We start from the raw sequence: 25,576 nt of genomic DNA, 5'->3' as shown, positions 1-25,576 counted from the left end.
ATCGGTCGTCAGGGAACCGTCCCGGGACGGTCCGGGAGCTGTCACGCTTCGTGGCCGGCCGTTCCGGCGAGTCCGCGGCAGGGGCATGGTCCTGGTGGACGACCCCTTCGGATCGATCCGCCTATGTGGAGGTGCGCCATGTGTGCCCACCGGACGTCATGCCCTCAACCCCGTGTGCAGGTCCCCCATGTGGTCGCCGCCCACCCCGAACAGGGCTGGAGCCTGCTGTGCGACGGCGCGATCGTCTTCGACGACGCGGGTGAACTGCTGCCCGACGGCCGCGTGATCGCCCCGCACCGGATCCCCGCGGACCACCTCACCGTCGCCGCCTGAACGGACACGGCAGAAGGTCGCGCCGCACACCCGTCCCCTCCGCCCGTCCCACGGGACCGGCCTGCGCCCCGGACGTCCCACCGGCCCGCCTCCCCTTTACCGGAACCTCCTTTTCCAGTAAGGGAGATGACCAGGCGTGATGCCGACGCCCGGGGGAGGGCGCCGAGCGGCACGACCTAAGATGATCAACGTGTCCGACCAGCCTGCCCCACGGTCTCTCATCGTCACGCTCTACGGCGCGTACGGCCGCTTCGCGCCGGGCCCCGTGCCCGTCGCCGAGCTGATCCGGCTCCTGGCCGCGGTCGGTGTCGACGCTCCCGCCGTGCGTTCGTCGGTGTCCCGGCTCAAGCGGCGCGGGCTGCTCCTGCCGGCCCGCACCGCCCGGGGCGCGGCCGGCTACGAACTCTCCCCGGAGGCCCGCCGGTTGCTGGACGACAGCGACCGCCGCGTCCACGCCTCCGCGAGTCCCGGGGACGAGGGCTGGGTGCTCGCCGTGTTCTCCGTGCCGGAGTCCGAGCGGCAGAAGCGTCACATCCTGCGCTCCCGCCTGTCCGGCCTCGGCTTCGGCACCACCGCCCCGGGTGTGTGGATCGCGCCGGCCCGGCTGCACGAGGAGACCAGGCACACCCTGGAGCGGCTGGGGCTGGACGGTTACGTCGACCTCTTCCGCGGCGAGCACCTCGGGTTCACGCCCACCGTCGAGGCGGTCGCCCGCTGGTGGGACCTGGCCGGGATCGCCGAGGAGCACGAGGCCTTCCTGGACCGTCACGCGCACGTGCTGGACGCCTGGCGGCAGCGCGAGGACACCCCGCCCGAGGAGGCGTACCGCGACTACCTCCTCGCCCTCGACTCCTGGCGCCACCTCCCCTACACCGATCCCGGGCTGCCTTTCGGGCTGCTCCCCGAGGGCTGGCCGGGAGCCCGCTCGGCGAGCGTCTTCCACGGTCTGCACGCACGCCTGCGGGACGCGGGGGCGGTCTTCGCGGGCCTGTGACACGTGCCACGTGACGCACGGCTCGCGAAGTCTCCTTCCGCCGTCGTCCTCATTCCCCCCTGACCGCCCTCGTCGTCGCTCCTCCGTGACCGCCGTCATGATTGCGCCACAGGTGGGCTGGGCATGATCGGTGCGACGGGTTCCGGGGCCCGCCCGGCCGGCACGGCTTCCCGTGCCGGCCGGGCGGGCCCCGGAACCTTGACGTCCGTCACGGGCCGACGACACCTCCTGGGAGGTGGCGCCGTACCATTGAGTAATTGAAAGCAGGACCGCCTGCCTGCTCTCCATGATCGGATCCAGCGTGCACGAACCCTCGACCTCCGCCTCCTGGCGCGTCGCACTGCCGCACACCACCGCGGCCGTGCCCGTCGCCCGTGCGCTGGTCCGTACCGCGCTGGCCGAGCGGGAGCACGCCGCGGACCGCGACACGGCGGAGCTGCTCACCGCCGAGCTGGTGGCCAACGCCGTGGAGCACACCTCCGGGGGCCATCCGATCGAGCTGGTGGTGGAGCTGCTGCCCACCGGATGCCGGGTCGAGGTGCACGACGCCGATCCGAAGCCGCCCGGCGACCTGACCCGCCCGTCCCGCGGCGCGCCGGACCCCTGGCAGGAGCACGGGCGCGGGCTGCTGCTGATCCGCGCCCTGAGCGCGTCGTGCGGGCACCGCCCGACCTCGTCCGGCAAGGCCGTGTGGTTCCGGCTGCCGGCGGTGCCGCGCCCGCGCCGGCCCGACTGAGCGGACCGGCCGGCCCCGCCCCCGCTCAGGCCAGGGTCGCCACCAGGACCGCCTTGATCGTGTGCATCCGGTTCTCCGCCTCGTCGAAGACGACCGAGTGGGCCGACTCGAACACCTCGTCGGTCACCTCCAGCGACTCCAGGCCGTGCTTCTCGTACACCTCGCGGCCGACCTGTGTCCCCAGGTCGTGGAAGGCCGGCAGGCAGTGCAGGAAGCGGACGTCCGGGTTGCCGGTGGCCCGCAGCACGTCCATGGTCACCGCGTACGGCGCGAGGGCGGTGATCCGCTCGTCCCAGACCTCCTGGGGTTCCCCCATCGAGACCCAGACGTCGGTGACGACGAAGTCCGCGCCCGCGACGCCCTCGGCGATCTCCTCGGTGAGCGTGATGCGGGCCCCGCTGGACTCCGCGAGCGCGCGCGCCCGGTCGACGACCTCCTGGGCGGGCCAGTACGCCTTCGGGGCGACGATGCGCACGTCCATGCCCAGCAGGGCCGCGGTGACGAGGTAGGAGTTGCCCATGTTGAAGCGGGCGTCGCCGAGGTAGGCGAAGGAGATCCCCGTGACCGGCTTGGCGCTGTGCTCGGTCATGGTGAGCACGTCGGCGAGCATCTGGGTGGGGTGCCAGTCGTCGGTCAGACCGTTGTAGACGGGCACTCCCGCGTACGCGGCGAGGGTCTCGACGGTGGACTGGGAGTCACCCCGGAACTCGATCGCGTCGAACATCCGGCCGAGCACCCGCGCGGTGTCCTTCGCCGATTCCTTCTTCCCGATGTGCGAGCCGCTCGGGTCGATGTACGTCGTGGAGGCGCCCTGGTCGGCGGCGGCGACCTCGAAGGAGCAGCGGGTGCGCGTCGAGGGCTTCTCGAAGATCAGCGCGATGTTCCTGCCCTGGAGGTACCGGGTCTCGACACCGGCCTTCTTGGCGGCCTTCAGCTCCGCGGCCAGGTCGAGCAGGCCGAGGAACTCCTGCGCGGTGAAGTCCACCTCCTTGAGGAAGTGGCGGCCGGCGAGGGCGGTCGGGACTGTCGCCATGGGGCGCTCCAGAGCTGCGGGTACAGGGATGAATGTAACTGTATACAAGTATTGGAATTTATATGCAAGCGGGTGGCGGCGGCGGCGGGACGGGTGCGTGCGCCCGGCCGGGGCCCCGGGCTAGACCGCGTCCCGCTCGACCGGGCAGCTCATGCAGCGCGGCCCGCCCCTGCCCCGGCCCAGCTCGCTGCCGGGGATCTCGATCACCTCGATGCCCTGCTTGCGCAGATGTGTGTTGGTGGTGGCGTTGCGCTCGTAGGCGACGACGACGCCCGGTTCGACGGCCAGGACGTTGCAGCCGTCGTCCCACTGCTCGCGTTCGGCGGCGTGGACGTCCTGGGTCGCGGTCAGCACCCGGATCTCGCTGAGCCCGAGCGCGGCGGCGATCGCACGGTGCATGTGCTCCGGCGGATGGTCGGTGACCTTCAGTTCCCTGTCCCCCGAGCCGGGTTCGATCGTGTACGAACGGAGCATGCCGAGGCCCGCGTACTGGGTGAAGGTGTCCCCGTCGACCATCGTCATCACCGTGTCCAGGTGCATCACGGCGCGCCTCTTCGGCATGTCGAGGGCCACGATGGTCTCGGCGGACCCGGCGGCGAACAGTTTGTGCGCGAGCATCTCCACGGCCTGCGGGGTGGTCCGCTCGCTCATGCCGATCAGCACCGCGCCGTTGCCGATGACCAGCACGTCCCCGCCCTCGATGGTGGACGGGTAGTCGGCCTGCCCCTCGGACCAGAGGTGGAAGCCCTCGTCGCGGAAGAGCGGGTGGTGCCGGTAGATCGCCTCGAAGTGCACGGTCTCGCGCTGCCGGGCGGGCCACCGCATGGCGTTGATGGAGACGCCGTCGTAGATCCAGGCGGAGGTGTCGCGGGTGAAGAGGTGGTTGGGCAGCGGGCGGAGCAGGAAGTCGTCGAGTTCCATGGCGTGGAAGCGCACGGACGTCGGTTCCGGGTGGGCGTCCAGGAACTCCCGCTTGGTCATCCCGCCGACCAGTGCTTCGGTCAGTTCGGTCGACGGCAGTGTCTCGAAGGCCGCGCGCAGGTGGTCGGTGGCCAGCGGGCCGTACTCCTTCTCGTCGAAGACACGGTCCAGGACGAGCGTGCGGGCCGCCGGGACGTCCAGCGTGGAGGCGAGCAGGTCACCGAAGAGGTGGACGGCGACCCCCCGGTCGCGCAGGACGTCGGCGAACCCGTCGTGCTCGGCGCGCGCCCGGCGCACCCAGAGCACGTCGTCGAACAGCAGGGCGTCCTTGTTGCTGGGGGTGAGCCTTTTGAGCTCGAGATCGGGCCGGTGCAGGATGACACGGCGCAGCCTTCCGGCCTCGGAGTCGACGTGGTAGGTCATGACTCCATCCTGACCACCCGAGGGGGTGTTCACCCCTCCGCGGCCGGGACGGACCTCGGCCGCCGTCCGCGCGGCCCGGACGGCTTGGACGGCTTGGACGGCCCGGACGGCCCAGACGGGGAGATCCGCCCGGACCGGCCGGTCGCCGTACGCGTCCGTCCCCTACAGCCGCGGGTCGACGGGCTCCGACTCCAGGGCCAGGACGCCGAAGACGGCCTCGTGCACCCGCCACAGCGGCTCGCCTTCGGCGAGGCGGTCCAGGGCCTCCAGGCCGAGGGCGTACTCGCGGATCGCCAGGGACCGCTTGTGGCCGAGTGAGCGGCCGCGCAGCCGGGCCAGGTGATCGGGGCGCGTGTACTCGGGGCCGTAGATGATCCGCAGGTACTCGCGGCCCCGGCACTTGATGCCGGGCTGCACCAGACGACCCCGCGGGTCGCGGACCAGGGCCCCGACCGGCTTGACGACCATGCCCTCGCCGCCGCGTCCGGTCATCTCCAGCCACCAGTCAACGCCCGCCCGCACCGACTCGGGGTCGGCGGGGTCGACGTACAGACGCCGGGTGGTCTGCAGCAGGCCCGTGGCGTCGTGCTCGACCACGCGGTCCAGCAGGGCGAGCTGCTTGTCGTGCGGCAGACCGGCGAGACTGCGCCCCTGGACCGCGAGGATCTGGAAGGGGGCGAGACGTACGCCCTCCAGCTGGTCGGTGGTCCAGCAGTAGCGCCGGTACGCCTGCGTGAACGCCTCGGCCGCACCGGCCCGCTCACGCTGGCGCTCCAGCAGGTCCCCCACCTCGACGCCCCGGGCGGCGGCGCTCTCCAGGGCCGCGAGCGCGCCCGGGAACACGGCGCCACTGGCGGCGCCCACGGCGGCGTACTGCGAGCGCAGCAGCCCGGACGCCTTCAGCGACCACGGCATCAGCTCGGCGTCCAGCAACAGCCATTCGGTCTCCAGGCTGTCCCACAGCCCGGCGTCGGTGATCGCCGTGCGCAGCCGGCCGAGGATCTCCCCGGTGACCGCGGTGTCGTCGAAGAACGGGCGGCCGGTGCGGGTGTAGAGCGATCCGGCCGGGCCGTCCTCGACGCCGAAGTGCCGGGCGGCCGCGTCCGCGTCCCGGCAGACCAGGGCGACCGCGCGCGAGCCCATGTGCTTCTCCTCGCACACGACGCGCTCCACCCCGTCCTCCTTGTACTGGGCGAACGCCTCGGCCGGGTGCTCCAGGTAGCCGTCCAGGTGCGAGGTGGCCGTGGGTGCCATGGTCGGCGGGAGGTACGGCAGCAGGCGCGGGTCGATCGCGAAGCGGCTCATGACCTCCAGCGCGGCGGCCGCGTTCTCCTCGCGTACGGCCACCCGGCCGGCGTGCCGGGTCTCCACGGCCCGGCGGCCGTGCACGTCGGCGAGGTCCAGGGGCCGGCCGTCCTGCCCGCCGGGGGCCTCGGTGCGCAGCGGGCGGGCCGGCTCGTACCAGACCCGCTCGGCCGGTACGTCGACCAGTTCCCGCTCCGGCCAGCGCAGCGCGGTGAGCTTGCCGCCGAAGACGGCGCCGGTGTCCAGGCAGATGGTGTTGTTGAGCCAGGTGGCTTCCGGGACCGGGGTGTGGCCGTAGACGACGGCGGCGCGGCCCCGGTAGTCCTCCGCCCACGGGTAGCGCACCGGCAGGCCGAACTCGTCGGTCTCGCCGGTGGTGTCGCCGTACAGCGCGTGCGAGCGGACCCGGCCGGAGGTGCGGCCGTGGTACTTCTCCGGCAGACCGGCGTGGCAGACGACGAGCCTGCCCCCGTCGAGGACGTAGTGGCTGACCAGACCGTCGACGAACTCCCTTACCTCGGCACGGAATTCCTCGCTCTCCCGGTCCATCTGCTCGATGGTCTCGGCGAGCCCGTGGGTGTGCTGGACCTGGCGGCCCCTGAGGTACCGGCCGAACTTGTTCTCGTGGTTGCCGGGGACGCACAGCGCACTGCCCGACTTCACCATCGACATCACCCGGCGCAGCACACCCGGACTGTCCGGGCCGCGGTCGACGAGGTCACCGACGAAGACCGCGGTGCGGCCCTCGGGGTGCACGCCGTCGGCGTACCCCAACGCGCCGAGCAGGGACTCCAGTTCGGCGGCGCAGCCGTGGACGTCGCCGATGATGTCGAAGGGCCCGGTGAGGTGGGTGAGGTCGTTGTACCGCTTCTCGGTGACGACGGTGGCGTTCTCGATCTCCTCGACCCCGCGCAGGACGTGCACCTTGCGGAACCCCTCGCGCTCCAGGTGCCGCAGGGAGCGGCGGAGTTCGCGGATGTGCCGCTGGACGACCCGGCGGGGCAGGTCTGCGCGGTCGGCACGGGCCGCGTTGCGCTCGGCGCACACCTCCTCGGGCACGTCGAGCACCACGGCTATCGGCAGCACGTCGTACTGCCTGGCCAGTTCGACCAGCTGGCGCCGGGCGTCCTGCTGGACGCTGGTGGCGTCGACGACGGTGCGGCGGCCCGCGGCCAGCCGCTTGCCCGCGATGTAGTGCAGGACGTCGAAGGCGTCCCCGGACGCGCTCTGGTCGTTCTCGTCGTCGGCGACCAGGCCGCGGCAGAAGTCGGAGGAGATGACCTCGGTGGGCTTGAAGTGGCGGCGGGCGAAGGTGGACTTGCCCGAGCCGGAGGCCCCGATCAGCACCACGAGGGAGAGATCGGTGACGGGCAGGGCCCGGCCGCGGCCCGGGCTCCGGCCCTCGTTCTCGCCGGGCTGGGCTCCGGTGGTGGTCTCGCGGGTCATGCCGCCTTCGCCTCCTTCCTGTCCTTCATGTCTCCGGTCACGGACTTGTCCATGGTCACGAAGACGGCCATCTGGGTGGGCGGGCCGACCTCGGGGTCGTCCGGTCCCACGGGTACGAACTCGACGTCGTAGCCGTGCCGTTCGGCGACCCTGGCCGCCCAGGCGCGAAACTCCTCGCGGGTCCACTCGAAGCGGTGGTCACCGTGCCGGACGTGCCCGGCCGGCAGGCTCTCCCAGCGGACGTTGTACTCGACGTTCGGCGTGGTCACGAGGACCGTGCGGGGGCGGGCCGCGCCGAACACGGCGTACTCCAGGGCAGGCAGCCTCGGCAGGTCGAGGTGCTCGATCACCTCGCTGAGCACGGCCGCGTCGTACCCCTTGAGCCGCTTGTCGGTGTACGACAGCGAGCCCTGGAGGAGCTTCACCCGCGCCGCCTGCCGCTCCCCCATGCGGTCCAGCTTGAGTCGCCGGGAGGCGATGGTCAACGCGCGCATCGACACGTCGACGCCGACGATCTCGGTGAAGGCCGGGTTCCGCAGCAGTTCCTGCACCAACTGGCCCTGTCCGCACCCGAGGTCGAGCACGCGTGCGGCACCGGAGGCACCGAGCGCGGTGATGATCGCGTCCCGGCGCTGCACGGCGAGCGGGGTCGGCCTCTCCTCGGACTCGGTGTCCGCCTCGACGGCATTGTCGATCTCCTCGACGTCACTGTCGTCCGCCTCGGCCAGCCGGACCAGCTCGAGCCGTTCCAGCGCCTGACGGGTCAGCGACCAGCGGCGGGTGAGGTACCGGCTGGTGATCAGCTTCTGCTCAGGATGGCCGGGCAGCCAGCCCTCGCCGGCCCGCAGCAGCTTGTCCACCTCGTCGGAGGAGACCCAGTAGTGCTTGGCGTCGTCGAGGACGGGGAGCAGCACGTAGAGGTGCCGCAGGGCCTGGGCGAGGGTGAGGGTGCCCGCCTCCAGGACGAGGCGCACGTACCGCGAGTCGCCCCACTCCGGGAACTCGGTGTCCAGGGCCACCGGGTCGGCCGTGACCGTCCAGCCGAGCGGCTCGAAGAGCCGCCCGACCAGGGCGGGGCCGCCGCGCGCGGGCAGTACGGGTATCTCGATGCGCAGCGGCAGCGGCTGTCCGGGCAGCTCCGGACGGGCCTTGCACACGCCGCGCATCGCGCTGGAGAAGACGCCGCTGAGCGCGACGGCGAGCAGCGAGGACGCCGCGTACGGGCGGTCGTTGACGTACTGGGCGAGGGCGGCGTCGGGGGCGCCACCACGGCCCTTGCCCTTGCCGCGCCGGACCAGTGCCACCGCGTCCACCTCCAGCAGCAGCGCCGCCGTGCAGCGCTCGGCGTCCGCCTCGGGGTAGAGGACGTGCGCGGTGCCGTAGGACAGATGGGCCGAGAAGGGGCTTTCAGGGTGCTTATGGAGGAGGAAGCCCAGGTCGGTAGCGGGGTTGGTCCGGTCGCCGGTGGTCGAGATCGTCAGGAACACGTAACCGAGTATGGGTGGCGTGGGGCCCGTGCCGATACTTGTTTACCCCGCAACAACAGCGGAACCCCACCAGGTCGGCAGGCGTCCAGCCGCAGAGGGAACTCCACTCCGTGGCGTAGGCCCACGACGGCGGTACGGCTCTCGACACGCCCCCGCACCGTAACCGCACCGGATCGAGCGGGGCAGCGGGGCATCCTGGTGAAGACAGACATCTCCGCGAAGGCATCAACCCAGCCGTTCCTTCTGCTCAGAAGCTGAATCCGCCCCAAGCAATCACAGCTTCCCGAGCTCATGGCTTCAGCCGGATGCCTGGTGGGCCGTCGCCTCCCCGCCGTTCAGTGCGTTACTGATCTCCCGAAGGCGGCCCTCGGGCAGAGCGAAGGCGTTGCCGGGGTTGCGGTACGAGTGCCCACCGTCGTTGATGCAGACGCCGTCGGACGGCCTCCAGTGAGCAGGAGCCCACTGGCCCTGGTTCTCAAGGAGCATGCTCGCCACTTCGGCGGGCTCTTCGATCAAGGTGAGAGCGGTGAGCGCGGCGGTGAGGGCGACGGTTGCGTCGTCGGGAAGGTGCGCATCGCCGAGTGTCGGAAAGAGCAGCAAGAGACGGGCGTCGGGGTCGTCAACACCCTCTGTCGCCGGCTGCCGGGCAACGGACAGCAACTCCGGCCAGGCCATGCCGGGCCCCATGAAGTGACCGTCGTCCACGGCAAGGGTTTCCGCTGCGGACCACGCCGGGTGATGTATCAGGTAGTCCACTCCGTGTTCGCCCTCGATGTTGCGGTAGACGGCATGGACGGTGTGCCCGGAGGGCAGAGGCACGCTGAACACCGGCCACTCACTCTCGGCGGACAGTGCGCGATACAGCTCCGTGGCCGCGTCCCAGTCGGCACCGAACGCGGCTCGCTGCGCGTCCTCACCGCGCAAGCAGGTGCCGAGGTGCACGGGCCAGAACAACGGATCGTCCAGGTAAGCAGTGCCCTGGACCAGAGGGCCGTTTTCGTATCCGGGGATCTTCAGCACGTGAGGATGATGGCACGAGGGACGGACACCGCCTCGGGGTTCGAGGTTCGGCAGCCCCGCCTCGGTCTCCGTTGCGTTCACCACCGTTCGCCGACGTTCGGCCGAGACCAGTGGGCCGCTCCCGCCCACGGCCGGCCGCCGGTGAACCCAGGTGAACGCCCCTGTGCACACCCCCGCCGCCCCACCGACACGGTGGGAAAGCGTGTACGCGAGAGAGCACGTTCGGTGTACTGACCCGCGTGCGCCCGGGTGGTATGACGCCGCCGGCTACGCGCCCTGCCCTGCGTCTGCAAGGTGGCGCAGGCTGGATACCTTGAGCGCGGGGCGGACTGCCGGGGGTGGACGGTGGGTGAGTGGAAACAAGGGAAGTGCGGCTGGCCGACGACGGCCGGGCGTCGCTGTCGGAACAAGACGATGAAGGGCACGGCACGCTGCCACCTCCATCAAGGTGAGTGGACGAAACGCGGCCAGGCCGAGCTGAAGAAGAGGGCGAGCAGGCGGCGCAAGAAATGAACCACTCCGGCGGTCGGCACACTCAGTAGCGTACGAAGAGCCACTGAGCGTTGTTCAACCTGAATCCGCTGGTCGTGGGGCTGGTATGGGCGGGGACTGAGGTGCTCGTGCCGGTCGGTGGTGTGATCGGTAGCAGGTGATCATCCGATGCGTTGCCGGTTCGCCGGAGTCGCGATGTGGGATTGGGAGTGCCTCGTAGGCTCCGAGGGGAGCCGGGTGGGAAGGGGCTGCTGGTGACGGACATGCTGGTCTGGGTGATGCAGCGGAGAGTGGTGCTGGCCGATCGCGCCGAAGGGCTGCGCAAGGAACTCGCCGAGATCGATGCCGAGGTGGTCCGGCTGGAAGCCGCCGAGATGGTGATCGGGCAGTTCATCGAGGCCAAGCGGAGCGGGCAGACCGACGACCCGGACGTGGCCGAGGAGTTGGAGCGGGTGACGACTCCGGGCGCGGGCGGGATGCTGCTGGTCCCGCACCGCGAGCCGGGCATAGACGAGAGCGCGCTGCCCGCCGACTACCAGACGATCATGAAGCTGGTGGCCGCGGCCTCGGATCCGACCCCGGCCAAGGACGTCAGCGTCCAGCTCGGCAGAGGCACCCAACCCGGGCAGGTCGAACCGGTACGCGACAAGCTCAGGCGCCTGGCGGACCGGGGCTGGTTGCACCGCACCCCCGCCGGCCGCTTCACCGCCCTGCCGCAGCCACCCGCCTGACCGGCCACGGCCTGATTCTGGCGTAACACGCATGCTCCCGGCGAGAGTTGGGGATTCCATGCGAAAGAACACCAGCCTCGCCGAGGGCACTGAGGGGCTTGTCTACCAGTGCCGCCTGCCGCTGTCGAGCGCCACCCTGGACCTGGTTTCCGGCCTGGTCCGCGCCCACCTGAAGAAGATCCGCTCCCGCTGGCGCAAGCTCCCGCCCGGCCGGATCGCCCTGATCGTCCTCGCGGTCCTCCGGCACGACCAGCGGCTTTCCGACATGGCGGGCGGCAACGGTGTCTCCGCCTCCACCGTGCGCCGCTGGCTGCTGGAAGTGATCGGCCTGCTCGCCGCGCAGGCCCCGCGCCTGGACCGCGCGCTGAAGAAAATCGCCCGGAAGGGTGGCGTCGTCGTCCTGCTCGACGGCACCCTGGTCCACACCCGCCGACGCGCCGGGAACGAGAACCGGGCGAACTACAGCGGGAAACACAAGGCCCACGGCCTGCTGTTCCTGGCCCTGACCGACGAGCGCGGCAACCTGGTCTGGATCTCGGCGGCACGGCCGGGCCGCTCCAGCGAGATCACCACCGCCCGCCACAACAGGATCACCACCCGCCTGCGGGAGGCCGGTCTGGGTGCTCTGGCCGATCTCGGCTTCGTCGGCCTGGACGACGACCCCGACGCCCCGGTCATCGTCACCGGCCGGCGGGCGACTCGCGGCCATCCGCTCACCGACGCCCAGAAGGAGGCGAACCGGCTGGTCAGCCGCGAGCGCGCGGCGAACGAGCACGGCTTTGCCGACCTGAAGAACTGGCGGATCCTCACCAAGGTCCGCATGAACGCCCGACACGCGACCACGCTGCTGCGGGCCCTCCTCGTGCTGACGAACGCCGAGGTCCACCGCTGACGGATGATCACCTCCTACCGATCATGCCTCTGACCGGCACGAGCACCCCAATCGCGACCCACGCCAGCCCCGTGACCTGCAACTTCAGGTTGAAACGCGCTCATTGAACGGGCGAAGCTAGGCAAGCTCACCTCGTACACAGAGCTCAACGTCACCTTGGCTAGGCGAACCGGCTGCCATGCCTTCGACTTCGAGCGCGCCGACGAGCGAGCGGCCATGGGGCACCTACTGGGGCTGATCGTGGAACGAGACCAGCAGATCGCCCCCTCTGACCCCCCGCTGATGCTCTCAGCTTTGGTGAACTACTTGACTGCCAACGACGCCGGGCCCGGCTTCTACCAGCTGGCTAAAGAGCTTCAGCTTCTCCCCATGAGTGCATCCAAGGAGGAGAAGGACAGCTTCTGGATCAAGCAAGTGCGACGGCTCCATGAACGCCACGGGGCAAGGTCACCCCTGGTCTGAGGCGACCCACCTGCGTGTCTAACTGCGTGACAACCACGTCGAACAGCGGCGGACAAGTACGGACGTCTGTGGACCATCGCAGCAGGTTAGAGGCACGGCAGCTCAAGGTCAGACACCTGTCCAAGTTGCTTCGGGACGAAGAGGTCGTAAATTCACATCCCTCCACCCCGACGCTGGGCAGGGGGCCAATCGCATGATCGCGACTGACCCCCTGTCGTGCTCGAGGACCAAAAGGGCCGAACGAAGTTGATCAGGCCCGCGTCGCCCTCTTCCCGGTCTTCGGCACCCTTCCCCTGCTCTTCGGTGTGGAAGCTGAGGAGCGGGGCGGGCAGGGAGCGGGGCGGGTACCGGCGACGAGCCGGCCCCGTGACTGGACCGGCACCACATTGACGCGGTCTCACGCCGTGGTGCGCGGCGAAGTCCCACGGCCGGCGCACACGAGCTGATCCACCGGCTGCGCCTGACGGTCGAGGCTTGCGGACGGGCATCCGCAGACCAGAACGCGAGAGGACCAGTGAGCGACGAGGCGTGGCCGGTCAGCCGCGTGCGAATTCGAGGAGGTCGGCGTTGAACCGTCCCGCGAACTCGGGAACCATCGACAAGCCGTGCGGAGCCCCCGGGTAGACCTTGAAGGTCACGTCCTTGACGAGCTGCGACGATTTATTCGCGGATGCCACGATGGGAACAATCTGATCGTCGTCGCCGTGAATGATCAGCGTGGGAATGTCGAACTTCTTGAGGTCCTCAGTGAGGTCGGTCTCGGAGAACGCCTTAATGCAGTCGTGGGCGCCTATGATGCCCACCGTCATGCTCCAGAGCCAGAACTCGTCGCGGATCCCCTGCGAGACGGTCGACCCTTCGCGGTTGGCGCCGTAGAAGGGAGCACTGAGGTCCTTGTAGAACTGAGAACGGTCCGTCAGTACGCCTTTTCGGAGCTCGTCGAAGACGTCGATCGGCAGCCCCTCCGGGTTCGCTTCCGTCTTGAGCATCAACGGGGGGATCGCGCCGAGCAGAACCGTCTTGGTGACACGACTCGAACCATGTCGGCCGATGTAGCGTGTGACCTCTCCCCCACCGGTCGAGTGACCGACCAGGATGACGTTACGAAGGTCGAGGGCCTCGATGACCGAGGCCAGATCTTCAGCGTACGTGTCGAGGTCGTTCCCCTTCCAGGACTGGCCCGAGCGTCCACCCCCGCGCCGGTCGTGGGCCACAGCCCGGAAGCCGTTGTCCGCCATCAGCTTCAGCTGCGGATCCCACGCGTCCGCGATCAGTGGCCAACCGTGGGAAAAGACCACCGGTGGGCCCGACCCCCAGTCCTTGAAATAGATCTGTGTGTCGTCCTTGGCAGTGGCAAAGGCCATGATTGCCTCTCTAGCACTTGTCCGGAACTCCGCGCTTCATGGGAATTCAGTGCCCGAGCCGCACTTGGAATGTCACGCCACGACCAGCAGCGGACGCACATGGGGGGCGACGGCGAGGCTGGCAGCGGAAGGCGGCCGATGAGCGCGTCGTGTGTTCCACCCTACTTGGGAAGCTCCACTTCAGCGCATCGAGAGGCGCACTGCGACACCCTCGCTCGGGCCGTCTCTGGGCCGTGCGGGGGTGCTCAACGATGACAGATGACAACAGTCGACGACGGCTCTTTCCCTGCTCAGAGATGGTGCTTCGGGTACCGACGCAGGTGCCCATCGGTGAAGCAGAGTTGAGCAACAACTGATGGCGACGACGCTATTGGCGCCTATGTGCACGCAACGCAGCTTCCGAGGTCTCCGTGAAGCTTCCCCTTGATGTTGGACACCTGGAGACTGGGACGTGAGGTTCCAGAGGAAGTAGTGCCAGGTGGGAAACAAGAGCAACCGCAGTAGGCGGTACACGGAGGAGTTCAAGCGGGACGCGGTCGCTCTGGTCCGCTCCTCCGGCAGGACCGTCACCGAGGTGGCCCGGGAACTCGGCGTCAGCGCCGAGGGGCTGCGCAACTGGGTCAGGCAGGACCAGGTCGACCAGGGCCAGGGGGCACCGGGCGAGCTGACGACGGCCGAGCGGGAGGAGCTGCGTCGGCTGCGCAAGTTGGCCCGTGAGCAGGCCGAGACGATCGAGGTGCTGCGAAAAGCGGCGGTCTTCTTCGCGAAGGAGAGCGATCGGTGAACGACGTGTACGTGTTCATCGAAGCGGAGAAGACCACCCATGGTGTTGCTCTCTTGTGCCGGCTGCTGAAGGTTGCCCGGTCCTCGTTCTACGCCTGGCGGGCCGGCGAGCAGGCCCGCGCCGCCCGCCAGGCCGCCGACGACGCCCTGGCCCACGAGATCACCGTGCTGCACATCGCCTCCAGACACGCATACGGAGTGCCGCGCATCCACGCCGCACTGCGCAGGTCGGGCAGGCGGATCAACCGCAAGCGCGTGGAGCGGATCATGCGTGAGCGCGACATCGCCGGGATCACCCGGCGCAAACGCCGTTCACTGACCCGCCCGGCGAAGAAGGCGGTGCCCGCTGCGGATCTGATCGGCCGCGACTTCACGGCGAGCGCGCCGGGCGAGAAGCTGGTCGGCGACATCACCTTCATCGCCACCGAGGAGGGCTGGCTCTACCTGGCGACCTGGCTGGACCTGGCGACCCGCGAGATCGTCGGCTACTCGATGGCCGGCCACCACCGGGCGTCCCTGGTCGTCGACGCGCTGGCGATGGCCGCCGGCCGCGGTCGGCTCCAGCCGGGCTGCATCGTGCACTCGGATCGCGGCAGTGAGTACACGTCCGAGGAACTCCGGCGGGAGATAGGCCGGTTGAAGCTGCGGCAGAGCATGGGCCGGACCGGCTCGTGCTTCGATAATGCCGTCGCCGAGTCGTTCTTCGCAGTACTGAAGGAAGAGATCGGCACCCGCCGCTGGCCCGACCGAGCCACCGCCCGCGCCGAGATCTTCACCTTTATCGAGACCTTCTACAACCGCAAGCGGCTACGGAAGCACCCGCACTGGGGCTACCTGACCCCGCTGGAGATCCGGCAGCGGCACGAGCAAGGACATGCCCTCGCGGCGTAAGCATCGAGTGTCCAACGTCACGGGGAAAGTCCAGTTCTGCGGCATGATGACCGCCGTGAACACCGAGATACTGAAGGACGTCTGGCAGCGGTTTCTCGCCGATTCCCGCAAGCCGTGGGTGTTGTTCGAGCATGGCACGTGTGTCGTGCTGACCGCTCCGGACGGAGAGCCGACCGAACAGGCCACCGAGATGCTGAAGGAGTTCGGCCCGGTGCATGCCGGATCTTCGGCAGGGGACTTCAGGGTGATCGACCTCAAGGACGCCGAGGGATGGGTCGTCACCGGGCAGCACAACGACGTCCTTACCTATGTCGGCCCTGATGAGCCTCACGATCAGTCGAAGATCGCCGTCGGGCTGTTCGGACGCGCCAAGCGCCATCGGGACGGCACCGAACTTCACGTCGTCCACGTCGAGGACAAGCGAGGCTCGGCGGACCCGGCGTAAGGACCCGCGCTTCACCGTCGGAAGCCGGGAACGGGGAGGCCGACCCGCCGTCAGACCGGATAGGCGTGGGTCTGGGTCGCCTTGAGCGTGGCCCACACCTCCGCGCCCGGGTGGAGGTCGAGTTCGGCGGCGGCGACCGTGGTGAGGTCGGCGGCCAGGGGGAGTTCGCCGGTGAGGGCGACACGGATCTGGTCGCCGTGGGTCTCCATGCCGGCGACCTCGCAGCGCCAGAGGTTGCGCGCGCTGGAACCGGTGGGGCGGCTGCTGTGGAGGGTCACGGCGCCGGGCGGGAACGCGACGAAGACCCGGCCGGTGAGATCCTCGGTGGTGGTGACCGTCGGGCCGCCGTCCAGCCGTACGGTGTGGCCCTCGGCCCGGCCGGTGTAGAGGTTCAGGCCGACGAGCTGCGCGATGTAGTCGGTGCGCGGGTGACGGGCGATGTCCTGGGGCGTTCCTTCCTGGACGACCCTGCCGTGCTCCACGACCACCAGACGGTCGGCCAGCACCATCGCGTCGAGCGGGTCGTGCGTGACGAGGACGGCGACGGCCTCGAACGCGGCCAGATGGCGGCGGAGCTGGGCGCGTACGTCCAGGCGGGTACGGGCGTCCAGGGCGGCGAGGGGCTCGTCGAGGAGGAGCAGTCGCGGGTTGGTGGCCAGGGCACGGGCGAGGGCCACACGCTGCGCCTGGCCGCCGGAGAGACGGCGGGGCTTGGCGCCGGAGTGCTCCGCCAGACCCATACGGTCCAGCCACGCGGCGGCCGTCGCCCGTGCCTGAGCCTTCGTGGCGCCCTGGCAGCGGGGGCCGAAGGCCACGTTGTCCAGCGCCGTGAGGTGCGGGAAGAGGAGATAGTCCTGGAAGACGACGCCCACGGGACGGGACTCGGGCGGCAGACGGTCCAGCTTCTTCCCGTCCAGGTGGAGATGGCCGGCGGTGAGGGGCGTCAGCCCGGCCAGGGCGCGCAGCGCCGTGCTCTTGCCGGCGCCGTTCGGGCCGAGCAGGGCGACGACCTCGCCCGGCGCGGCGGTGAGGGCGATGTCCAGGCGGAAGGTGCCGTGGTCGACGACGAGGCGGGCGCCGAGGCCGTCGGGTTCGGGGGCGCCGGTCTCGTCACCGGTGAGGTCGTGTCCGGGCTTGCCGGTGTGGGTCATGACGCGGTCATCCATCGGTCGCGCAGGCCGGCCAGCACCGCGATCGAGACGGCGAGCAGGACCACGCTGAGCGCGATGGCCGCCTCCGGGTCGCTCTGCAGGGCGAGGTAGACGGCGAGGGGCATGGTCTGGGTCCGGTCGGGAAAGCTGCCGGCGAAGGTGATCGTCGCCCCGAACTCGCCCAGCGCCCGTGCCCAGGCCAGCACCGAGCCCGCCGCGATGCCCGGCGCGATCAGCGGCAGCGTGACCCGGCGGAACGCGGTGAAGCGCGACGCGCCCAGCGTGGCCGCGGCCTCCTCGTACCGGCGGTCGGCGGCGCGCAGCGTGCCCTCGACGCTGATGACCAGGAACGGCATCGCCACGAACGTCTCCGCGACCACGACCCCCGCCGTGGTGAACGGCAGGCTGATGCCGAACCAGGCGTCCAGCCACTGCCCGACGATGCCGTTGCGGCCCAGCGCCATGAGCAGGGCGACACCGCCCACCACCGGCGGCAGGACCAGGGGGAGGGTCACCAGTGCCCGGACCAGGCCCCGGCCGGGGAATTCCGTACGGGCCAGCAGCCAGGCCAGCGGTACGCCGAGGACCAGGCTCACCGCCGTCGCCGCGGTGGCGCACACCAGGGAGAGCCGCAGGGCCTGCCACACCACGGGGCTGGTCAGCTGCTCGGGCATGCCCTGCCACGGGGCCCGGACCAGCAGCGCGAGCAGCGGCACCAGCAGGAACGCCAGCGCGAGGAGCGCGGGGAGCAGCAGGGGCAGCGGCACGCCCTGCCCGCCGACCGCCCCCACGCGGCGGCGCCGCGGGCCGGTGCCCTTACGGGTGCCCTTGTGGGTGCGAGCCGCGGTGCCGGAGGCGTCCGCCGGGGTCACGACGTCAGGAACCCGGCGTCCGCCAGCACCCGCTGACCCTCGTCGGACCGCACGTACGCGATGAACGCCTCGGCCGCCACGGCGTTCGGGGCGTCCTCGAGCAGGGCGATCGGGTAGTCGTTGACGGCCTCGGCGGCCTCGGGGAAGTCCACGCCCACCACCTTGTCACCCGCCGCGTGCACGTCCGTCTTGTACACGAGGGCGGCGTCGGCCTCCTTCAGCTCGACCTTCGTCAACGCGCTCTTGACGTCCTGCTCGTACGACACCGGGGTGAGCTTCAGGCCGGAAGCGTCCAGCGCCGTCTGCGCGGCGGCCCCGCACGGCACCTTCTTGTCGCACAGGACGACCTTCAGCTTCGGATCGGTCAGGTCCTTCAGGGAGGAGATGTGGTCCGGGTTGCCCGGCAGGGTGGCGATCTCCAGCTGGTTGCGGACGAAGGTGACCGGGGTGCCGGCGGCGTCCCCCGCGTCCGTGACGATCTTCATCGTCTTCGGGCTGGCGGAGGCGAAGACGTCGGCGGGGGCGCCGCTGGTGATACCGGCGGCGAGACTGTCGCTGCCGCCGAAGCTGAACGTGACCTCGGTGCCGGGGTTCGCCTTCTCGAACCGCTCGCCCAACGTCGTGAAGCTCTCCGTGAGGGAGGCCGCGGCGAACACGGTCACCGCGCCGGACAGCTCACCCGAGCCCGAGCCCGAGCGGGAGCCGGCTCCGGCCTCGTCCGAGGAGCAGGCCGTCGCGGCCCCCAGAACCAGCAGCACGGCAGCACCGGCACCGGCTGACCGGGACAGGCGGGTCCGGGGTGCGGGGCGGGTCGTCACAGGGCTTCTCCCTCTGCCTACTGCTGCTCGCGGACCGATCCAGCGGGAATGCATGCGCTGATCGTACTGCCGCAGATGCAAGCTGGAAATGTCCTTTCGCGTCGCATCAGCTGCCTATGTGGAATCAAGGATTCGCATATGCGGCTTATTCGGGGTCGCTGTCCGGGGTTGCCATCCGGGAGGTGGTAGTCCACGAGCGCCTGGAACCGCACAGGGCCGACCTCGATGCGGGTCTCGACCTCGTCGTCACCCGGAGTCGGTGCGAGGTCCAGGGGGCGGCTCCGGTGGCCTTCCTCCGAACTCCGCTCCCTGGGCGTGAGATGAGCATGAACGACCGCTGGTGTATGAGATACGAAAGAGCGCACCCATGGTGTCCGGAGCCTTGCCAGGCCGACGGAGGCCGCCCTATTCTCCCGTAGGGAAAGCGCTTTCCCCCGGTTGTCGGTTCGGATCCAGCGGAGTGAAGTCGCCGCGTCAGCAGGTGGCTTCGCGTATGAGCCGCCGCGGTTCCGGCGCGGGAGTGCGGTCGCGGTGATCTCGTGACCGGCGTCGGCCGACCTGCCGGCCGGGAGAGGAAACGGCACCCGTAACACCAGCACCCGCTCACAGCAAGCACCCGCAGCAGGGCAGGGCCAGGGCGCCGGCGGGGCGCGATCACAGTACGGCCGCGTACGCAGCGAGTGGCCGAGCACGGCCGAGTGCGGCCGCATCCGTCCGGAGAGAGGTCCGCCGGGTTCGACCGCACCCTGTATGACATGCCCATGCCATTAAGGCCGTCCATCGCGGCTGCCCCGACCCATGCCACCTGTCCCCGGCACGTGCAGACGAACAGGGAGAGACACGGATGAAGAGATCAGCAGCAGTGCGCCTCAGTGCGACGCTGGCCACGGCGGCCCTCGCGGCCGCGACCGGGCTGGTGGTGTCGACGTCCTCGGCGTCGGCGGCCGTGACCGGCAGCGCCACCGGCTACGCCACCCAGAACGGCGGGACCACCGGCGGCGCCGGCGGGCAGACGGTGCGCGCCACCACGGGCACCGCGATCCACTCGGCCCTGTGCAGCCGGGCCAGCAGCAGCACCCCGATCATCATCGAGGTCCAGGGGACCATCAACCACGGCAACACCACCAAGGTGTCCGGCAGCAGCTGCAACACCGCCGCCGGCGTGATCGAGCTCAAGCAGATCAGCAACGTCACGATCGTCGGGGTCGGCAGCGGTGCCGTCTTCGACCAACTGGGCATCCACATCCGGGAGTCCAGCAACATCATCATCCAGAACGTGACCGTCCGGAACGTCAAGAAGTCCGGCTCGCCCACTTCCAACGGCGGCGACGCCATCGGCATGGAGAGCGACGTCCGCAACGTCTGGGTCGACCACGCCACCCTCGAGGCGTCCGGCGGGGAATCGGAGGGCTACGACGGCCTCTTCGACATGAAGGACAACACCCAGTACGTGACCCTGTCGTACAGCATCCTGCGCAACTCCGGCCGCGGCGGCCTCATCGGGTCCAGCGAGAGCGACCGCTCCAACGGCTACGTCACCTTCCACCACAACAAGTACGAGAACATCGACTCCCGTACTCCGCTGCTGCGCGGCGGCATCTCGCACATCTACAACAACCACTACGTGAACCTGCACGAGTCCGGCATCAACTCCCGGGCCGGGGCCCGCGCGAAGGTGGACAACAACTACTTCAAGGACTCCAAGGACGTCCTCGGCACCTTCTACACCAGCGAAGCCGGCTACTGGCAGGTCAGCGGCAACATCTTCGACAACGTGACCTGGTCCGCCCGCAGCGGCGACAACCAGCCCGCCGGCCCCAACCCGACGTCCAACACCTCGGTGAGCATCCCCTACTCCTACAGCCTCGACAGCGCGAGCTGCGTACCGGACGTGGTGAACCGGACGGCCGGCGCCAACAAGGGCAACCAGGTCTCGAACGGCAACTGCACCCCGCAGACCCCGGGCCCGACCGACCCCACGACTCCCCCCACCGACCCGACCGATCCCCCTACCGGGGCCAACCTCAGCCTCGGCGCCGGTGCCGACGGCTCCAGCAAGGCCAGTGGCACGAGCTACGGCAACGTGATCGACGGCAACCTGGGCAGCTACTGGTCGCCGAGCGGCTCGACCGGCTCCGTCTCGGTCAAGTGGTCGTCCGCCACCTCGGTGTCGAAGATCAGCATTCGTGAGGCAGCGGGCTCCGAGGGCGGTATCCGCAACTGGAGGGTCCTCAACAACGACACCGGTGCCGTTCTGACCTCCGGCAGCGGAGCGGGCGTCATCTCCTTCCCGAAGACCTCGCTGAAGAAGGTCACCTTCGAGATCACCAGCTCGAACGGCAGCCCGCGGGTCGCCGAGTTCGAGACCTACAGCGGCTGACGCCGGAAGCCTTCACGCGTCCGGCTCCAGGTCCCCGCCCGGGACCCGGGGCCGGACGTCGACGGTGTCGCCGGAAAAGGGGAGTGTACGTTCGTACGCTCTGCGGATAGGGTCCGGCGTATGACCATTGACGTACTGCGGCGGCCGGGCCTGGCCGAGCGGCAGGCTCGCGCAGCCGTTGCCGTGCTCTTCTTCACCAACGGCGCCCTGTTCGCGAACCTCCTGCCGCGCTATCCGCAGATCAAGGCGGATCTCGGCATCGGCAACGCCGCCTACGGGCTGGCCGTCGCGGCGTTCCCGGCGGGGGCCGTCGTGGCCGGCCTGGCGGCGGGGGTTCTCGTCCGCCGGCTGGGCTCGGCGCGGGCGGCGGTGGCGAGCACGCTGCTGACCGCGGCCGGGATCCTGGTCGCCGGTCTGTCGCAGTCGGTGGTGCTGTTCGCGATGGCGCTGTTCCTGGCCGGCGCCATGGACGCGTTCACCGACGTCGCGCAGAACGCCCACGGGCTGCGGGTGCAGCGCCGCTACGGGCGCTCCATCATCAACTCCTTCCACGCCATCTGGTCCATCGGCGCCGTCACCGGCGGAGCCATGGCCGCCGGTGCGATCGCGCTCGACCTCCCGCTCGGGGTGCACCTGCTGATCTCGGGCGTGCTCTTCGGGATCGCCGCCTGCGTCGCCCTGCGGTTCTGCCTGCCCGGACCCGACACCGAACCGGCCGAGGAGACGGAGACGGAGACGAAGGAGGCGAAGGGGGAGTCGCGGGAGAAGGCGAGCGCCGGAGGCGGGCGTTCGGCCATGACCTCGCGGACGCGGTACGTGCTGGCCGCGCTCGTTCTCATCGCCACCGCCGGCACGCTCGTCGAGGACGCGGGCAACTCCTGGGCCGCGCTCTACCTCTCCGACTCGCTGAACGCGTCGGCGGCGCTGGCGGCCTCCGGCTTCATCGCCCTGGTCGGGGCCCAGTTCGTCGGCCGGATCCTCGGCGACCGGCTCGTCGACCGCTTCGGCCAGCGCGCGGTGGCCCGCGCCGGCGGCTTCATCGCCGCGGCCGGCATGGGCCTGGCGCTGGCCGTGCCCACGGTCCCCGGCACGATCCTCGGTTTCGCCGCGGCCGGGTTCGGCGTGGCGACCCTGGTGCCGGCGGCGATGCACGAGGCCGACGAACTGCCCGGCCTCAAGCCCGGATCGGGGCTCACGATCGTCTCCTGGCTGATGCGGCTCGGCTTCCTGCTCTCCCCGCCGGTCGTCGGCCTCGTCGCCGACGAGGCCGGCCTGCGCCTCGGCCTGCTGGTGGTGCCCCTCGCGGGCGCACTCGTGGTCGTGCTCGCCGGAGTGCTGGGAGCACGGAAGCGTCGACCGGCAGGCGACGAGGGGCAGGAGAGCGCCGCGGCGAGGTAGGGGAGCGCCGCGGGGACTGCCGGGCGCGGAGAGTGTACGTTCGTACGCTCCAGGGTGTACCGTCGGTTTCATGGCGACGGAATACTTCGCGCAGGACCCCCGTACGAACCTGGAACGGATGCAGGCGGGCGACCTCTACATCGCCGACGATCCCGAGATCGCCCGCCGGCAGCAGGAGGCCGTACGTCTGGCCGCCCGCTTCCAGGCCGCCTTCGTCGAGGACGCCGCCGCGGCGCAGTCGATCCTCGCCGAACTGCTCGGCGCCGTGGGCGAGGAGGCGCATGTGCGCCCGCCCCTGTACGTCGACTACGGCAGCAACATCACCATCGGGGCGCGCACCTTCGTCAACTACAACCTGACCGCACTGGACGTCGCGGCCATCGTCATCGGCGAGGACTGCCAGATCGGCCCGAGCGTCCAGCTCCTCACCCCCACGCACCCCGTGGAGCCGCAGCCCCGGCGCGACAAGCTGGAGGCCGCGCAGCCGATCACCATCGGCGACAACGTCTGGATCGGCGGCGGCGCCATCGTCCTGGCCGGGGTGACCATCGGGGACAACTCCGTGATCGGCGCCGGCGCGGTCGTCACCAAGGACGTGCCGGCGAACGTGGTCGCCGTCGGCAACCCCGCCCGCCCGGTCCGCGACATCTGAGGCTCCCGTGGCCACCGGACACACCGACCCGCGGCGGCGCGAACGCATCGTCGCCGCCACCCTCGACCTCATCGCCGAGGAGGGCCTCGCGGCGGTCTCGCACCGCAAGATCGCCCAGCGTGCCGGGGTGCCGCTGGGGTCGATGACGTACCACTTCAACGGGATGGACGAGCTGCTCAGGGAGGCGTTCGGCGAGTTCACCGGCCAGGTGGTCGGGGTCTTCGACACGCATCTCGCGGCGCCGGCCGGCCGGGAGGAGGCCATCGAGGCCGTGGCCGACCTCGTCCACGTCCTGTCGGAGGGCAGCCGGCGCGACCTCGTGCTCACCCAGGAGCTGTACGCCCTCGCCGCCCGCCGCCCCGCCTACCGGGAACTCACCCACGAGTGGATGCGCCGCAGCCGGGTCCACCTCGAGAAGTACTTCGACCCGGACACCGCCCGCCAGCTCGACGCCCTCATCGAGGGACTGACCCTCCACCTCGCCCTGTCCCGGGAACCCCACGACCGGGCCCTGACGCTCGACGCGATCACCCGCATCACGGCAACCGGCACGCCCCGGGAGCCCTGAGCGGGACCCCCAGCCGCCCGTGCGGCACAGTCCTGACCACTGTGCCGCACGGGCATCACGCCTCAACCGGTCCCGCCCCCGTCCCCGTTCCCGTCTCCGCCCCGACTCCGCCCTTGTTTCCCCCGTCGCCCTCGTCGGCACCGGTCGGGGCGGCCTCGCCCGGTCTCCGCCAGGTGACGCGCCGCGCGGAGACGGACACCAGCAGTGCCGAGGCGGCGACCACCGCCATGCCGACCGTCAGGTCCGTTCGGCCCGCCACGAAGCCGATCAGCGCCGGGCCCGCCAGCAGGCCGGTGGTGCCCAGGGCGGCGACCAGGGCCAGTGCCCTCGGACCCTCCGCGGCGGCCGCGACGTAGAGACAGGGCGTCACGGTCGCCATGCCCAGGCCCACGCAGGCGAAGCCGACCAGCGCGGGCCAGGTCCCGCCGGCCGCCAGGGCGAGCGCGAGACCGGTGCCGGCCACCACGCTGCCGACGTGGACGACCCGTGCGTCGCCCAGACGGCTCCGCCAGCCGTCGCCGAGGAGGCGGGCCAGCACCATCATCACCGAGACCACGGCGATGCCCAGCGGCGCGAGCTGCCCCGACGCACCGGTCTCCGCCGTGAGATAGAGCGCCGACCAGTCGTTCATCGCGCCCTCGGTGACCGTGCCGAACACCATGGCGCAGCCCAGCCAGAGCGCCGCCCCCGAGGCACCGGCGAAGCGCCGGACGGCCTTGGCGGCGCCCTTCGCGGCGCGCTCCTCCGACGCCTCGGCCCTCCCGGTCGCCCCTTCCTGCTCGGACCCTGGATCCTGCCCGGACCCCGGAGTCTGCTCGTCCGCCGACAGACGTGGGCGTGCGGCGGCGAGCAGCAGCAGGAGCAGGGCCGCGGCGGCGGCGAAGTGCGCGGACACGGTGTGCGTCACGACGTTCATCCCCGAGGCGAGGAGCGCGGCCGCGAGCGAGCCCGCGCTGAACGTGGCGTGCAACCGCGCCATCGCGGCCCGCCCGTACCGGGCCTCGAGCGCCGCGCCCTGCGCGTTCATGGCGACGTTCAGACAGCCGACGGCCACCCCGTCGACGAAGACCACCAGCAGGGCGAGGGGATAGGAGCCGGCCGCGGACAGCGCCGGCAGCACCGCCGCCAGGGCCAGTGCCGACCAGAGCGCCAGACGCCGCGAACCGAGCTGCCGCATCAGCCGGGCGACCAGCGGGAAGGACACCGCGGCGCCGGCCCCGCAGACCATCAGCAGCAGGCCCAGCCGTGTTTCGTCGAGGCCGAACCGGTCCTTGAGGGCGGGCAGCCGGGAGACCCAGGTGGCGTACTGGAAGCCGAGGAAGCAGAACAGCGCGGCGATGGCCAACTGGTCGCGGCGGAAGGCGCCGGGCGCGCGGGGCACGGGGGTGCGGGGGACAGGGGTGCGGGGCATGGGCGTCAGCCCTCCGTTTCGGGGCCGTCGGGTCGTCCGCCCGGGACCGGGCCGGACATGTAGACCGCGTTCTCGCCGTAACTCGCGGGGAGTTCGACCCGCCGGTCGGGCCGGAACCCGTGCCGGGCCCAGAAGCTCTCGGTGCCTCCCACGGCGACCAGGGAGACCTCCTCGTACCCCTGCCGTGCGGCCGCGGCGAGATGGCGCACGAGCCTGCTGCCCAGGCCCCGGCCGCGCAGGTCGTCGGCGACGACCAGGTCGTGCAGGTGCAGATGGGATGAGGTGAAGGACCGCTCCTCGGGCCGTTCCAGGTCCGGGTAGCGCGACGGCGGGTAGGGCAGGGCGAGGACGTAGCCGGCGATCCGGTCGCCGGCCTCCAGGACGAAGCAGGTCGACGGGGAGGCCCGGCCCCGGGACTCCAGTGCCTCCCGGCCCTCGGACAGCCCGGCGGGCGCGTACACCTCGGCCTCCAGAGCGGCGACCCGCGGCCAGTCGCCCTCGGCGAGGGGGCGGATGCGCAGGCCGCCCGGTACCCGCTCCCGCCCGGAGCGGCCCGGGGAGTCACCCC

23 protein-coding genes are annotated in these 25,576 nt (G+C 70.7%); 12 read left to right on the top strand and 11 right to left on the bottom strand.

Annotated features, from left to right (window positions below):
• Positions 1-138: 138 nt before the first annotated feature.
• From OHB56_RS31965 to OHB56_RS31955, 3 genes are all read left to right on the top strand, one after another.
• Complete coding sequence (locus tag OHB56_RS31965) at positions 139-333, top strand: DUF5999 family protein (protein WP_406357036.1); 195 nt, start codon at positions 139-141, stop codon at positions 331-333.
• Positions 334-514: 181 nt separating this feature from the next.
• Positions 515-1,327, top strand: coding sequence for a PaaX family transcriptional regulator C-terminal domain-containing protein (locus tag OHB56_RS31960; protein WP_326755345.1), 813 nt, complete (start codon positions 515-517; stop codon positions 1,325-1,327).
• A gap of 286 nt (positions 1,328-1,613) precedes the next feature.
• On the top strand, positions 1,614-2,063 hold the full coding sequence (locus OHB56_RS31955; RefSeq protein ID WP_326755344.1) for an ATP-binding protein: 450 nt from the start codon (positions 1,614-1,616) through the stop codon (positions 2,061-2,063).
• A 25-nt stretch (positions 2,064-2,088) separates the two neighbouring features.
• On the opposite strand, the gene argF is transcribed toward OHB56_RS31955, so the two are convergent.
• The 5 genes from argF to OHB56_RS31930 form a co-directional block, all read right to left on the bottom strand.
• Positions 2,089-3,096, bottom strand: coding sequence for an ornithine carbamoyltransferase (argF, locus tag OHB56_RS31950; RefSeq protein ID WP_326755343.1), 1,008 nt, complete (start codon positions 3,094-3,096; stop codon positions 2,089-2,091).
• Between the two features lie 120 nt (positions 3,097-3,216).
• Complete coding sequence (locus OHB56_RS31945) at positions 3,217-4,440, bottom strand: arginine deiminase (protein WP_326755342.1); 1,224 nt, start codon at positions 4,438-4,440, stop codon at positions 3,217-3,219.
• Between the two features lie 162 nt (positions 4,441-4,602).
• Positions 4,603-7,191 carry a polynucleotide kinase-phosphatase gene (locus OHB56_RS31940; protein WP_406357033.1) on the bottom strand — a complete coding sequence of 863 codons (2,589 nt, stop codon included), beginning with the start codon at positions 7,189-7,191 and terminating at the stop codon, positions 4,603-4,605.
• A complete protein-coding gene (locus OHB56_RS31935) occupies positions 7,188-8,678 on the bottom strand; it encodes a 3' terminal RNA ribose 2'-O-methyltransferase Hen1 (protein WP_406357031.1) in 1,491 nt (496 codons plus the stop codon). The genes OHB56_RS31940 and OHB56_RS31935 overlap by 4 nt, the downstream gene beginning before the upstream one ends.
• A gap of 297 nt (positions 8,679-8,975) precedes the next feature.
• On the bottom strand, positions 8,976-9,698 hold the full coding sequence (locus OHB56_RS31930; RefSeq protein ID WP_406357030.1) for a hypothetical protein: 723 nt from the start codon (positions 9,696-9,698) through the stop codon (positions 8,976-8,978).
• A gap of 746 nt (positions 9,699-10,444) precedes the next feature.
• On the opposite strand from OHB56_RS31930, the gene OHB56_RS31925 reads away from it, so the two are divergent.
• Together OHB56_RS31925 and OHB56_RS31920 are read left to right on the top strand one after the other, a co-directional pair.
• Positions 10,445-10,921 carry a hypothetical protein gene (locus OHB56_RS31925; RefSeq protein ID WP_381364270.1) on the top strand — a complete coding sequence of 159 codons (477 nt, stop codon included), beginning with the start codon at positions 10,445-10,447 and terminating at the stop codon, positions 10,919-10,921.
• Between the two features lie 58 nt (positions 10,922-10,979).
• Positions 10,980-11,813, top strand: a complete 834-nt coding sequence (locus tag OHB56_RS31920; RefSeq protein WP_406357028.1) for a transposase family protein — start codon at positions 10,980-10,982, stop codon at positions 11,811-11,813.
• Between the two features lie 998 nt (positions 11,814-12,811).
• Here the strand turns inward: OHB56_RS31920 and OHB56_RS31915 are convergent.
• Positions 12,812-13,639, bottom strand: coding sequence for an alpha/beta fold hydrolase (locus OHB56_RS31915; protein WP_406357027.1), 828 nt, complete (start codon positions 13,637-13,639; stop codon positions 12,812-12,814).
• A 478-nt stretch (positions 13,640-14,117) separates the two neighbouring features.
• Here OHB56_RS31915 and OHB56_RS31910 point away from each other — a divergent pair, with 478 nt between their 5' ends.
• Genes OHB56_RS31910 through OHB56_RS31900 form a run of 3 tightly spaced genes read left to right on the top strand, consistent with a single transcriptional unit; the run spans position 14,118 to position 15,758 of the window.
• Positions 14,118-14,423 (top strand): transposase, encoded by a 306-nt coding sequence (locus OHB56_RS31910; RefSeq protein ID WP_381677622.1) that lies wholly within the window; start codon positions 14,118-14,120, stop codon positions 14,421-14,423.
• The gene (locus OHB56_RS31905; protein ID WP_055593155.1) at positions 14,420-15,313 is read left to right on the top strand and encodes an IS3 family transposase; all 894 of its coding nucleotides are present in this window, start codon (positions 14,420-14,422) and stop codon (positions 15,311-15,313) included. The genes OHB56_RS31910 and OHB56_RS31905 overlap by 4 nt, the downstream gene beginning before the upstream one ends.
• A gap of 46 nt (positions 15,314-15,359) precedes the next feature.
• Positions 15,360-15,758, top strand: coding sequence for a hypothetical protein (locus OHB56_RS31900; protein ID WP_326757189.1), 399 nt, complete (start codon positions 15,360-15,362; stop codon positions 15,756-15,758).
• Positions 15,759-15,808: 50 nt separating this feature from the next.
• On the opposite strand, the gene OHB56_RS31895 is transcribed toward OHB56_RS31900, so the two are convergent.
• From OHB56_RS31895 to modA, 3 genes are read right to left on the bottom strand one after another with little or no spacing between them, the layout of a single operon-like run.
• Complete coding sequence (locus OHB56_RS31895) at positions 15,809-16,909, bottom strand: ABC transporter ATP-binding protein (RefSeq protein WP_326755298.1); 1,101 nt, start codon at positions 16,907-16,909, stop codon at positions 15,809-15,811.
• Positions 16,906-17,781: an ABC transporter permease gene (locus tag OHB56_RS31890; RefSeq protein WP_326755299.1), complete on the bottom strand. Its 876-nt coding sequence runs from the start codon at positions 17,779-17,781 to the stop codon at positions 16,906-16,908. The genes OHB56_RS31895 and OHB56_RS31890 overlap by 4 nt, the downstream gene beginning before the upstream one ends.
• The gene (gene modA / locus OHB56_RS31885; protein WP_326755300.1) at positions 17,778-18,599 is read right to left on the bottom strand and encodes a molybdate ABC transporter substrate-binding protein; all 822 of its coding nucleotides are present in this window, start codon (positions 18,597-18,599) and stop codon (positions 17,778-17,780) included. The genes OHB56_RS31890 and modA overlap by 4 nt, the downstream gene beginning before the upstream one ends.
• A gap of 844 nt (positions 18,600-19,443) precedes the next feature.
• Here modA and OHB56_RS31880 point away from each other — a divergent pair.
• The 4 genes from OHB56_RS31880 (at position 19,444) to OHB56_RS31865 (ending at position 23,597) form a co-directional block, all read left to right on the top strand.
• Positions 19,444-20,979, top strand: a complete 1,536-nt coding sequence (locus OHB56_RS31880; RefSeq protein ID WP_406357025.1) for a polysaccharide lyase family 1 protein — start codon at positions 19,444-19,446, stop codon at positions 20,977-20,979.
• A gap of 120 nt (positions 20,980-21,099) precedes the next feature.
• Positions 21,100-22,377: an MFS transporter gene (locus OHB56_RS31875; RefSeq protein WP_406357023.1), complete on the top strand. Its 1,278-nt coding sequence runs from the start codon at positions 21,100-21,102 to the stop codon at positions 22,375-22,377.
• Positions 22,378-22,447: 70 nt separating this feature from the next.
• Positions 22,448-23,029: a sugar O-acetyltransferase gene (locus OHB56_RS31870; RefSeq protein WP_326755303.1), complete on the top strand. Its 582-nt coding sequence runs from the start codon at positions 22,448-22,450 to the stop codon at positions 23,027-23,029.
• A 7-nt stretch (positions 23,030-23,036) separates the two neighbouring features.
• Positions 23,037-23,597 carry a TetR family transcriptional regulator gene (locus OHB56_RS31865; RefSeq protein WP_326755304.1) on the top strand — a complete coding sequence of 187 codons (561 nt, stop codon included), beginning with the start codon at positions 23,037-23,039 and terminating at the stop codon, positions 23,595-23,597.
• A 55-nt stretch (positions 23,598-23,652) separates the two neighbouring features.
• Here OHB56_RS31865 and OHB56_RS31860 read toward each other — a convergent pair whose 3' ends face one another.
• Positions 23,653-25,008 carry an MFS transporter gene (locus OHB56_RS31860; RefSeq protein WP_406357020.1) on the bottom strand — a complete coding sequence of 452 codons (1,356 nt, stop codon included), beginning with the start codon at positions 25,006-25,008 and terminating at the stop codon, positions 23,653-23,655.
• A gap of 5 nt (positions 25,009-25,013) precedes the next feature.
• Positions 25,014-25,469: a GNAT family N-acetyltransferase gene (locus OHB56_RS31855; protein WP_406359247.1), complete on the bottom strand. Its 456-nt coding sequence runs from the start codon at positions 25,467-25,469 to the stop codon at positions 25,014-25,016.
• Between the last annotated feature and the right edge of the window lie 107 nt (positions 25,470-25,576).

It is taken from the genome of Streptomyces sp. NBC_01635, assembly GCF_045209715.1.
Classification (GTDB): domain Bacteria; phylum Actinomycetota; class Actinomycetes; order Streptomycetales; family Streptomycetaceae; genus Streptomyces; species Streptomyces hirsutus.
This window is presented reverse-complemented; position numbering and strand designations above follow the sequence as displayed.